The following is a 12823-nucleotide window of genomic DNA, read 5'->3' as shown; positions in this document are numbered from 1 at the left end:
ATGTCACTCCACGAGGACGATCACCGACCGCTGTCCGGAGCCCAGAAGGGACTGTGGTACGCCGGGCGGCTCGCGTCCGACCACGCCGCGCACAACACCGCGGAGGCGGTGGAGATCCACGGCCCCCTGGACACCGGCCTGTTCGAGGCCGCCCTGCGCCGGACCGTCGGCGAGGCCGACACCTTCGCGCTGCGGTTCCTCGACACGGACGACGGTCCTCGCTGCCACCCGGCCCCGGACGCGCAGGACTGGACCCTGCGCCGGGTCGACGTCGGCGACGCCGCCGACCCGGAGGCGGCCGCCTGGGAGCACGTGCGCGCGGAGCTGGCGACACCGGTGGACCTCGACAAGGGACCGCTGTTCTCCCACACCCTGCTCACCCTCGCCACCGACCGGCACCTGTGGCTGCTGCGGGCCCACCACCTCCTGCTCGACGGGTACAGCTACAAGCTGCTGGGCCGCCGCCTCGCCGACGTCTACAACGCGCTGGCCGAGGGACGCGAACCCGCTCCGGCAAGGTTCGCTCCCGTGGGCCGCCTCCAGAGCGAGGAGGAGGCCTACCTGGCCTCGGAGCGCTGCGCCCGCGACCGGGACCACTGGACGCGGCGGCTGGCCGGACTGCCGGAGCCCGCGCGGCTCACCCGCCGCGACGCCCCGCCCGTGGCCCCGTTCCTGCGCCGCACCGCGGAGCTGACGGACGCGGAGGCCGAGGCCCTGTCGGCCGCCGCGGCCCGGCTCGGCGCCACCCGCACCGACCTGCTCACCGCCGCCGTCGCCGCCTACCTGCACCGCATGACCGGCGCCGGCGACCTCGTGCTCGGCATGGCCACGATGAGCCGGCTCGGCAGCGCCGCCCTGCGCACCCCCGGCACCGCCTCCGACATCCTGCCGCTGCGCGTGGCCGCCGGCCCCGGCACCTCCGTCGCCGACCTGGTCCGCTCGGTCGCCGCCGAACTGGAGGCGCTGCGCCGGCACCAGCAGTATCGGGGCGAGTTCATCCGCCGCGACCTGAACCTGCTGGGCACCGGCCGCCGACTGTACGGGCCGGTGCTCAACATCGTCCCGTTCACCGAGACCCTCCACTTCGGCGGCCACCCGGCCACCTGGCACCATCTCTCCGGCGGCGCCGTGGACGACCTCCAGATCTCCGTGCGGCCCGGCTCCCGGCCCGGCGGGCTGTGGCTGGCCTTCGACGCCAACCCCGCCTTGTACGAGGAGGACGAACTCGTCCTGCACCGCGACCGGTTCCTCGCACTGCTGCGCCTGCTGGCGGACGCGGCGCCCGAGACGCCCGTGGCAGACCTGGACCTGCTGCTGCCAGGTGAGCACCCGAGTGACGAACCCGTACAGGACTTCCCCGTCACCGACACCCTCACCGACTTGTTCGAGCGGCAGGCGCGGGCCTGGCCGGAGCGCGTCGCGGTGACGTACGAGGACGGACGGCTCACCTACGCGGAACTCGACGCCGAGGCCAACCGGCTCGCCAGGCTGCTCGCCGAGCGCGGCGCGGGCCCGGGCCGGGTGGTGGCGCTCGCCCTGCACCGCGGCCTGCGGCTGCTGCCCGCCCTGCTGGCCGTCCTCAAGACCGGAGCCGCCTACCTGCCGCTGGACCCCGGACACCCGGCCGAGCGCCTGCGGCTCGTCATGGAGGACGCGGCACCCGTCCTCCTCGTCACGGAGACCGACCTCGTGCCCCGCCTCACCGGCGACGTGCCCGCTGTCGTCCTCGACGACCCCGCCGTCGAGGCGGACCTCGCCGCCCGCCCGGCCGGCGAGCTGACCGACGCCGAGCGCCGGGGCCCGACGAGCCCGTCGGACATCGCGTACATCATCCACACCTCAGGCTCCACCGGCCGCCCCAAGGGTGTGCCCGTCGCGCACGCCAACGTGGTCCGCCTCTTCGCCGCCGCGGCCGAGCACTTCGACTTCGGTGCCGACGACGTGTGGACGCTGTTCCACTCCTACGCCTTCGACTTCTCGGTGTGGGAGATCTGGGGCGCCTTGCTGCACGGCGGCCGGCTCGTCGTCGTCCCCTACGCCGTCAGCCGCTCGCCCGGCGACTTCCTGCGGCTGCTGCACCGCGAGGGCGTCACCGTCCTCAACCAGACGCCGTCCGCCTTCGAACAGCTCATGGATGCCGACGCCGAGCGCACACCGGGCGACGGCCCGGATCCGGCAGGCGCCCTGCGCCACGTCGTCTTCGGCGGCGAGGCCCTGCGCCCCGAGCGGCTGCGCCCGTGGGCCGAGCGGCACGGCCTGGACCGTCCGGCGCTGGTGAACATGTACGGCATCACCGAGACCACCGTGCACGTCACCCACCACCGCATCACCGAGGCCGACCTGACCGATCCCCGCCGCACCAGCGTCATCGGCGGGCCGCTGGCGGACCTGCGGGTGCACCTGCTGGACCCGGCGGGCCGGCCGGTGCCGCCGGGCGCCGTCGGCGAGATGCACATCGCGGGCGCGGGCGTCGCCGCCGGATACCTCGGCCGGCCCGAACTGACCGCCGAGCGGTTCCTCGACGACCCGTACGGCCCGCCCGGCGGCCGGATGTACCGCTCCGGCGACCTGGCACGGCGCCGCGCCGACGGCACCCTGGAGTACATCGGCCGGGCCGACCAGCAGGTCCAGCTGCGCGGCTTCCGCGTCGAACCCGGCGAGATCGAGGCCGTCCTCGCCGCCCACCCGCAGGTCACACGGGCCGCCGTCGTCGTACGCAGCGCCGACAACGGCGCCCGGCAGCTCGTCGCCTACACGGTGTGCACCGGGCCGCAGCCGCCGAGCCCGCCGGAGCTGCGCGCCCACGCCGCCGCCCACCTGCCCGACCACATGGTCCCCGCGGCCTGCGTGAACGTCGACGCGCTCCCGCTGACCGCCAACGGCAAGCTCGACACCGATGCCCTGCCCGCGCCCGACTTCACTACCGCCGCGGTTGGTGCCCGCCCGGAAACACCCGAACAGGCCCTGGCCTGCGCCCTGTTCGAGGACGTGCTGCGGCTGCCGCGCGACACGGTGGGCGCCGACGCCAACTTCTTCGACCTGGGCGGCGACTCCCTGCTCGCCACCCGCCTGCTGGCCCGTCTGCGGCACGACAGCGGCGTCGAGGTGCCCATCACCGCCCTGTTCGACGGACCCACTCCGGCCGCGCTCGCGCGGCGGCTCGCCGACCGGCCCGACACCACTCCCGACCGCCCGGCCCTCGGCGACGTCACCCGTCCCGGACTCCTCCCGCTGTCCTACGCCCAGGAACGCATGTGGTTCCTCAACCGGCTCGACGGGTCGGCGGCCACCTACAACATCCCGCTGGTCGTGCCGCTCGGCCCCGCCGTGGACGCCGAGGCGCTGCACGCGGCGCTCGGCGACCTCACCGACCGGCACGAGAGCCTGCGGACCGTGTTCGCCGACCAGGACGGCACGCCCCACCAGCGGATCCTGCCGCCGGGCGAGCTGCGCCCGCAGCTGCGCCGAGTGGACTGCCCGGCCGACGAGATCGCCGCGCACCTCACCGCCGCTTCCCGGCACCGCTTCGACCTGTCCCGCGAAAGCCCCCTGGCCGCCTGGCTGTTCGGAACGGGGGAGGAGCGCACGCTGCTGCTGGTGCTGCACCACAGCGCGGCCGACGGCTGGTCGCTGCGCCCCCTCGCCGACGACCTGACCGCCGCCTACGCGGCCCGCCGCGCCGGCCGCGCCCCGGCCTGGACCCCGCTGCCGGTGCAGTGTGCCGACCACGCCCTCTGGCAACGCGCCCTGCTCGCACCCCTGCCCGAGGGCACGGGACGGCTGGAGCGCCTGACCACGCACTGGCGCGAGACGCTGGCCGGTCTGCCCGAGGAGTGCACGGTGCCCGGCGACCGGCCCCGCCCCGAGGCCCCGGACGGCGCCGGCGCTCACGTCACCGAGACCGTGGACGCCGCACTCCACCGGAGCCTGCTCGACCTCGCCGAACGCGAGGGCGCCAGCCTGTTCATGGTGCTGCACGCCGCGATGAGCGCCCTGCTCACCCGCTGCGGAGCGGGCGAGGACGTCATCGTGGGCACACCGGTCGCGGGCCGCTCCGAACCCGCCCTGGACGACCTGATCGGGCTGCTCACCAACACCCTCGTGCTGCGTGCCGACACCTCCGGCGACCCCTCCTTCCGGGACCTGCTCGCCCGGCTGCGCCCGCACGACCTCGCGGCGCTGGACCACCAGGACCTGCCCTTCGACCGACTCGTGGACGAACTCAACCCGCCCCGCCGACCCGGCCGCCACCCGCTGTTCCAGGTCATGCTCGCGCTCCAGAACAACGAGCCCGCCGTGCTCCGCCTGGACGACCGCGAGGTGCCGCTGCGGCCCACCGCCACCGGCACCGCCAAGTTCGACCTCTTCGTCGACGTCCTCGAACGGCACGGCGCGGACGGCACGCCCGACGGACTCGATCTGCACATCGAGTACGCCACGGACCTCTACGACGCCGCCACCGCCGAAGACATCGCCCGCGCCCTCGGAGAGCTGCTGCGCGCGGTCTGCGTGGACCCGGACCGCAGGATCGGCGACCTTCCCGCACCACCCCCGCGCACCCCCGCCGCGTCCCCGGCGACCGCCGGGACCGGCACCGCCGAGGTGGCCGACGCGGCCCTGTCCGTGCCCGGCATCCGCGACGCCGTCGCCCTGCCCGGCTCCGACGGCGCGCCACCGCACCTGTACGTCGTGCCGGGCCGCGCCGACGCCGCCGAACGCGTCGAGCGGATCCTCGACGAGTCCGGCCAGAGAGCGGTCCGCGTCACGGCGGTCAACGCCCTGCCCCGCACCTCCGACGGCGCACTCGACACGGCCGCGCTGCGCGCCCTGCCTCCGGTCGATCGCGCCGCCGCCGACGCCTGGCGCCAGCGCCTGGCCCGCGTCCCCGGCGTCCGCACGGCCGAGGCCGAGGTGGAGGCCGCCCCGCAGGAACTGCCCCGCCGCCACACCGGGACCGCGCGCCGCACCGCCCCGCCGGCACCGGCCGACCGCCCGCGCACCGCGACCCGAGCCGTCCCCGCGCTCAGCGAGGGACCGGAGCTGACCGAACCGACCGTGCCCGGCTGGGCGCAGGCCCTCGTCCGAGCCGCCGAACGCGACACGGGCGACATCGTGCACGTGCGCGCCGACGGCAGCGAGACACGGCGCAGCTACGCCTCCCTGGTCACCGAGGCCTCCCAGGTCCTCGCCGGACTGCGGCGCGCCGGACTGCGCCCCGGCGACCAGGTGATCCTCCAGTGCGACGACAGCGAGGACTTCCTCGCCGTGCTGTGGGGCTGCGTCCTCGGCGGCTTCGTCGCCGTCCCGCTGACCGTCCCCGCCTCCTACACCACCCCGTCGGCGGCGCTCACCAAGCTGGAGGGCATCTGGCGGATGCTCGGCCGGCCCTGGATGGTGTGCTCCGCCGCCCTGGAGCCCGGCCTGCGCGACCTGGCCGACCGGCAGGACTGGCCCGGCCTGCGGCTGACCACGGCCGACGCGCTGCGCGACGCACCCGAGGACCGCGACTGGCACGCCGCAGGGCCCGACGACCTCATCCTGATGCTGATGACGTCCGGCAGCACCGGCCTGCCCAAGGCCGTGCGCCTGACCCACCGCAACGTGCTGACCCGCTCCGCCGCCACCGGGCAGCTGAACGGGCTCGGCGAGCGGGACGTCTCCCTGAACTGGATCCCGCTCGACCACGTCACCGGCGTGGTGATGTTCCACCTGCGCGACGTGTACCTGGGTTGCCGGCAGATCCACGCGCCGACCTCCTGGATCCTGCAGGACCCGCTGCGCTGGATGGACCTCGCCCACCGGCACCGGGTCACCGTCACCTGGGCGCCCAACTTCGCCTTCGGCCTGCTGGCCGAACAGGCCGACCGCTTCGGCGACCGGCAGTGGGACCTGACGCCGATGCGGCTGGTGATGAACGCCGGCGAGGTCGTCGTGGCCGCCGCCGCCCGCCGGTTCCTGCACGTCCTGCGCCCCTACGGACTGCCCCAGGACGTCATGCACCCCGGCTGGGGCATGTCGGAGACCTGCTCGGTGGTCACCGACGCCGTACTGCCGTCCGAGGCACCCGGCACCGACGAGACGTTCGTCAGCTGCGGCCTGCCCTACCCCGGCTTCGCCATGCGGATCGCCGACGAGCACGGCACCGTCCTCACCGAGGGCGAGGTCGGCCGGCTCCAGGTCCGCGGCACCTCGGTGACCGGCGGCTACCACGACAACCCGGCGGCCGACGCCGAGGCGTTCACCCGCGACGGCTGGTTCGACACCGGCGACCTGGCCTTCCTGCGCGACGGCGAGCTGTACATCACCGGCCGCGCCAAGGACGTCATCATCGTCAACGGCGTCAACCACTACAGCCACGAGATCGAGGCCTGCGTCGAGGAACTGCCTTGCGCCGTACGCAGTTTCACCGCCGCGGTCGCGGTGCGCACCGACCCGGCGGCCACCACCGACGAACTCGCCCTCTTCGTCCACCTCGCCCCCGGCCACGACCCCGCCACCGCGCTGCGCGAGATCGCCGGCAAGGTGACCCGGGAGATCGGCGTCAGCCCCGCCTTCCTCGTACCGGTCGCCACCGACGCCGTCCCCAAGACCGAGATCGGCAAGATCCAGCGGACCAAGCTGCGCAAGAGCTTCGAGGCGGGCGCTTTCGACGACGCGGTCCGCGAGGCCCAGCTGCTGCTGGGCACCGCCGCCACCCTGCCCGACTGGTTCCTGCGGCCGGTGTGGCAGCGCGCCGAACGCCACCACCCGCGCGCGGCGGTGACCGGCCGGCACGTCCTCGTCCTGGCGGGCGACGACCCGCGGGCCCATGACCTCGCCGGGCGCCTGGCGCGGTCGGTACGGGCCGACGGCGGGCTGTGCACCGAGGTCACCGACGGAACGTCGTACGCCCGGATCGACGCCGCCCACCACCGCGTCCGGCCCGCCGACGAGACCGACCACCAGGCGCTGCTGCGGGCCCTCGAAGCCGACGGGCGGCCGGTCGACATCGTCGTGCACCTCGCCGCGCCGCACACCGGCGAGGCGGCCGACCCGGCGTCCGCCGAGACCGCCACCGCCCGCCTGCTCGCCCTCGCCCGCGCCCTCGCCGACCGGCCCGGCGGTCCCCGGCCGGCCGACCTGCTGTACGTGACGGCCGGCGCCCAGGCGGTCACCGCCGAGGACCGCCCGTCCCCGGCGCACGCCATGGCCGGAGCCGTCCTGAAGTCGCTGCGGGAGGAGGTGAGCGGACTGCGGTGCGTCCACCTCGACCTCGACCCGCGCGGCGACCACGACCCGGTGCCGCTGCTGCTCGCCGAGGCGGCCGGCACCCCCGCCGACACCGAGGTCGCCCACCGCGGCGGACGGCGCCACGTGCGCCGGCTCGCCCCGCTGCCCGAGCAGGCCCCCCGCACCGAACCGCCCGCCGCCGACGGCTTCCACCTCCTCAGCGGCGGACTGGGCGGCGTCGGCACCGAACTCGCCGCCCACCTGCTGCGCACGCCCGGCACCCGGCTCCTCGTCCTCGGCCGCACCCCGCTGCCCCCGCAGGACACCTGGCCCGAGCACCTGGCCGCCGGCGGGACCGTCGCCGCCCGCATCGAGGCCTACCGGCGCCTCAGCGAACTCGGCGACGTCCGGTACGCGTGCGCCGACGTCACCGACGAACCGCGGGTACGGGAAGCCGTCCGCGCCGCCGCCGAGCACTGGGACGCACCGCTGACATCGGTCCTGCACCTGGCCGGATCCCTCGTCGAACGCCCCGTCGGCGAACTCGACCCCGCCGCCTGGCGCGAGGCCCTGGACGCGAAGGTGCGCGGCGCCTGGACCCTGCACCGCGTGAGCACCGACCACCCCGTCACCTCCTTCCTCACCTTCTCCTCGGTGAACGGCTGGTTCGGCGGCGCGCTCAACACCGCCTACGCCGCCGCCAACGCCTACCTCGACGCGCTCGCCCTGCACCGCCGCGGCCTCGGCCTGCCCGCGCAGAGCCTGGCGTGGAGCATGTGGCGCGAGCGCGGCATGAGCAGCGGCTACCGGCTCGCCGCGCTCACCGAGGCCCGCGGCTACCGCGTCCTGGACACCACCGCCGCGCTGCGCTCCTTCGACCTCGCCCGCACCCTGGACGAACCCCACCTGCTGATCGGCGCCGACCGCAGCGCCCCCTGGGTCCGCAGCCACGTCCTCGAACCCGCCCGCCAGGTACGGCGGCTCGCCGGCCGCGTCGCCCTGGAGGACGGCGCCGACCTGGGTGTGTTGTACCGGGCCGCCGCCGAGGCCGCCGAAGCCCTCGGAACCGCCGAAGCTGTCGGAGTTGTCGGAGTTGCCGGAGCCGCCGAAGCACTCGTGGCCGCCGGAGCTGGCCGGGCCGCCGCCGAAGCAGCCGCTGGAGCTCGTGGAGCCACCAGCGGGGAGCACTGGGTGCTGCGCGCGGCCGGCGACGCCGCGCGGCCCGAAGCCTCCGCCGGCCAGGACGCGCGGCTGGACGACCGCGAGCACGGCGAGGACCGCGAGGGCCGTGAGGCCCGGCTCGGCCGGCAGGATCCCGAGCACCTGGAGAACCTGGAGAGGCGGCTCGCCGGCCTGTGGTGCGACGTCCTCGGGCGCGACCGGGTCGGCCGGGACGAGAACTTCTTCGACCTCGGCGGCAACTCGCTGCTCCTGGTCGCCGCGCAGAGCGCCGTCCAGCGGGCATTCGGGATCGAGCTGCCCGTCGTGGACCTGTTCGCGCACCCCACCGTGCGCGACCTGGCCCGCCACCTCGCCGCCCGCATCGAACCGCGGACCGCGCCCGCCGAACCGTCGGCGGACCCGCGGACGCCACCGGAGAACGCCGGGACCGGGCCGAACGGCCTGGACCGCGCAAAGGAACGAGCCCAGCGGCAGCGCGCGGCCCGCGCCCGCCGCTCCGCACGGCACGGGAAGGACCGAGGCCATGCCTGAGACCACCGAACCGCAGGACGAGCAGGCACCGGCCGTCGCCGTCATCGGCATGGCGGGCCGCTTCCCCGGCGCCGACGACCTCGACGCGTTCTGGGACAACCTGGCCGCCGGACGCGAGTCGGTGCGGCCCGTCACCGACGAGGAGTTCCTCGCCGCCGGCGGATCCGCACGCGACCTCGACGACCCCACGCTGGTCCGCATGGCGTCGGTCATCGACGGCATCGACCGCTTCGACTCCGGGTTCTTCGGCTACAGCCCCGCCGAGGCCGCCGTCGTCGACCCCCAGCAGCGGCTCCTCCTGGAGACGGCGTACCACGCCCTGGAAGACGCCGCCTGCCTCGGCTCGGGCGCCGCGACCGGCACCTTCGGCGTGTACGCGGGCAGCGGCGACAGCCGCTACTACCCGGCCCACGTGCACCCGCGCTACGCCGGACAGCCCGGCTCGGTCGAACTCGTGCACGCGGCCACCGCCAACTCGCTGGGCACGCTCGCCACCCGTGTCTCCTACGAACTCGGGCTGACCGGACCGAGCGTGTCCCTCCAGACCGCCTGCTCCACCGCGCTCGTCGCCGTGCACACCGCCTGCCAGGACCTGCTCGACCACCGGTGCGACACCGCGCTGGCCGCCGCCGTCTCCGTCAACCCCTCGGCGCTGCTCGGCTACCGCTACGTGCCCGACGGACCCTTTTCGCCCGACGGACACTGCCGCGCGTTCGCCGCCGACGCCGCCGGGACCTCCTCCGGCGACGGCGTCGGCGCCGTCGTCCTCAAACGGCTGGAGGACGCCCTCGCCGACGGCGACCGCATCCGCGCCGTCATCCGGGGCAGCGCCGTCAACAACGACGGCCGCCGCAAGGTCGGCTTCAGCGCGCCCAGCGCCGCCGGGCAGACCGAGGTCATCCTCGCGGCGCAGGCCCAGGCGATGACCGACGCCGGCACCATCGGCCTGGTCGAGGCGCACGGCACCGCCACCCGCCTCGGCGACCCCATCGAGGTGGCCGCGCTCACCGAGGCCTTCCGGTACTCCACGGACCGCCACGGCTACTGCGCCCTCGGCTCGGTGAAGACCAACATCGGCCACCTGGGCGCGGCCGCGGGCATCGCCGGACTCATCAAGGCCGTCCTCGCCCTGGAACACCGGCAGATCCCGCCGAGCCTGCACTTCGAACGGCCCAACCCGCACATCGACTTCGCCACCGGCCCCTTCCGGGTGCCCACCACCCTGGAGGACTGGCCCGCCGGCGACCACCCCCGGCGGGCGGCCGTCAGCGCCTTCGGCATCGGCGGCACCAACGCCCACGTCATCCTGGAGGAGACGCCGCCCACCCGGCCCGCACCGCACCGCGCACCGGAGGACGGCCGCCGCCTGGTGCTGCCGCTGTCCGCGCGCACCGCCGGCGCCCTGCGCGGCCAGGCCGACGCCCTCGCCCGCCACCTCGAACGGCGGCCGGATCTGCGCCTGGACGACATCGCGCACTCCCTGCGCACCGACCGGCCCGCGCTGCGCCACCGCCTGACCGTCACGGCCGCCTCCCGCGACGAGGCCCTGGCCGCACTGCGCACCGCCGCACCCACGACACCGGCCCTGCCGGACGAGCCCGCCCGGGTGGCGTTCCTGCTGCCGGGCGGCGGCACCCAGTACCCCGGCATGGGCGCCGACCTCTACCGCGAGCACGACGTCTACCGCGACACCGTCGACGAGTGCGCACGCATCCTGCGCCCCGCCCTCGGCGCCGACCTGCGCGACACCCTGCTCCAGCGGCGGCAGTCCGACAGCACCAGCATGTTCCTGGCCCTGGTGGTCACCGAGTACGCCCTCGCCCGCACCCTCATGGCGGCAGGAGTGCGGCCGGACGCGCTCGTCGGCCACTCGCTCGGCGAGTACACGGCCGCCTGCCTGGCCGGAGTCATCGACCTCGACGAGATGCTGCCGCTGGTCGCCGAACGCATCCGCCTCATCAGCTCCGCCGGCGGCGCGACCACCGGCGTGGCGGCACCCGCCGAGGACGTGCTGCCGCTGCTCGACGACGAGCTGTCCCTCGCCGCGGTCAACGGTCCCGCCGCCTGCACCGTCGCCGGTCACGAGGACGCCGTCGCCCGTTTCGAGGCCGAACTCACCCGGCGGGGTCTGCCGTTCCGCAGGCTGCGCATCCCGGCCGCTGCCCACTCCCACGTCCTGGACCCGGTGCTGGAGACGTACGAGAAGCACCTGCGCGGTGTCACCCTGCGCCCGCCGCGGATCCCGTTCGTCACCAACGTCACCGGAACCTGGATCACCGACGAGCAGGCGACCTCCGTCCGGCACTGGCTCGATCACACCCGCGCCACCGTGCGGTTCGCCGACGGCATCACCACCCTCGGCGAACGCCACCCCGTCCTGGTCGAGATCGGACCCGGCGACACCCTGACCAAGCTGGCCGCCGCCCAGCTCGCCCAGCACAGCCCGGTGACCGTCACCACCATGCGGCACGCCAAGGCCGACGCCTCAGACGGTTTCGTCCTCGCCGAGGCGCTGGGCCGGCTGTGGAGCGCCGGCGTCGACACCGCGCTCCCCGACGTCCCCGGCACACCCCGACGTGCCCCGCTGCCCCCGTACGCCTTCGAACGGCACCGCCACTGGATCGACGCCCCCGGCGCCCGCACCGACCCCGGCACGCCGGAGACCGGGACCGCTGCGGACACCGGACCGGTCCTCGGACCGCGGCCCCGCCTGACCACCGAGCACGTGGCCCCGCGCGGCGAACGCGAACAGGCGGTGACCCGGCTGTGGGAGGAGACCCTGGGCATCGGCGGCATCGGCGTCCACGACAACTTCTTCGACCTGGGCGGCGACTCCATGCGCGCCGTCGTACTGGCGGGCCGGCTCCGCCAGGCCGGTGTCCTCGACGTGCCCGCCGCGACCCTGCTGGCCCAGCCCACCGTGGCCGGTCTCCTCGCGGCGGCCGACGACACCTCCACCGAGGAGCCCGGCGGCGACACGAACGCGCTCGCCCCGCTCCTCCCGCTGCGCGCCCAGGGCGAGGCGACACCGCTCTTCTGCCTCCACCCCGGGGCGGGTGTCTCCTGGCGCTACACGGGCCTGCTGCCCCACCTCGGCGGCGACCAGCCGGTCTACGGCATCCAGGCCGCGGGACTCGACGGCACCCGGCCGCCCGCCCCGGACGCGCGGACCATGGTCGCCTCCTACATCGACCTCGTCCGCCAGGTGCAACCGCACGGCCCGTACCGCCTCCTGGGCTGGTCCTACGGCGGCTTCGTCGCACACGCGATGGCCTGCGCCCTTCAGGAGCAGGGCGAACAGGTCGAACTGCTGGCCATGCTCGACGCCCCCCAGCCGTACGGCACCTCCTACGACGCCACGGCGGCCGAACGCCAGGTGGCGGCCCTGCTGGCCAGGGTCGCCGGCCTGCCCGCCGAACCGGCGGGGGAGCGGCCGCCGAGCGTCACGGACGTCCTGGACCGCATCGACGCCAACCTGGCCGCCGATCCCGCCAGTTCGCCGGTCACCCGGGCCGAGGCCGCGGCCATCGCCGACGTCATGCGCAACAACCTGCGCCTGGCACCCCAGTTCGCACCCGGTGTCTTCCGCGGCGACGTGCTGTTCTTCAGCGCCGGCCAGGAGCGGGCCACCGACTTCCCCGGCGACCTCGCCGTGCTCCCCGACAAGGCCGACGGCTGGCGGCCGTACGTCGACGGCGCCCTCCAGGACCACCGGGTGCCGTGCGGCCACTACGAGATGACCGAACCCGAGCCCATCGCGCTGATCGGCGCAGCGGTCGCCGAGGCGCTGCGCAAGACCTCCGCCTGACGTCCTTATGACGTCCGTATGACGTCTGCCTGATGTCCGTCTGACGTCCGTGTGACGTCAGCCTGACCTCCGTATGACCGACCGGCCCCTGCC

General features: G+C 75.3%; 2 protein-coding genes. Both read left to right on the top strand.

All coding sequences use genetic code 11. The annotated features are described in order from the left end of the window. On the top strand, window positions 1-8922 hold the full coding sequence (locus ABT232_RS11810; RefSeq protein ID WP_351839150.1) for a non-ribosomal peptide synthetase: 8922 nt from the start codon (window positions 1-3) through the stop codon (window positions 8920-8922). After that, window positions 8915-12730, top strand: a complete 3816-nt coding sequence (locus ABT232_RS11805; RefSeq protein WP_351839148.1) for a type I polyketide synthase — start codon at window positions 8915-8917, stop codon at window positions 12728-12730. Before ABT232_RS11810 ends, ABT232_RS11805 begins: the two co-directional genes overlap by 8 nt. Window positions 12731-12823: the final 93 nt, after the last annotated feature.

It is taken from the genome of Streptomyces sp. NPDC001532, from assembly GCF_040298625.1.
In the GTDB taxonomy this organism is placed as follows: domain Bacteria; phylum Actinomycetota; class Actinomycetes; order Streptomycetales; family Streptomycetaceae; genus Streptomyces.
Note: the sequence above shows the minus strand (reverse complement) of the source record. Positions and strands in the feature narration are given on the sequence as shown.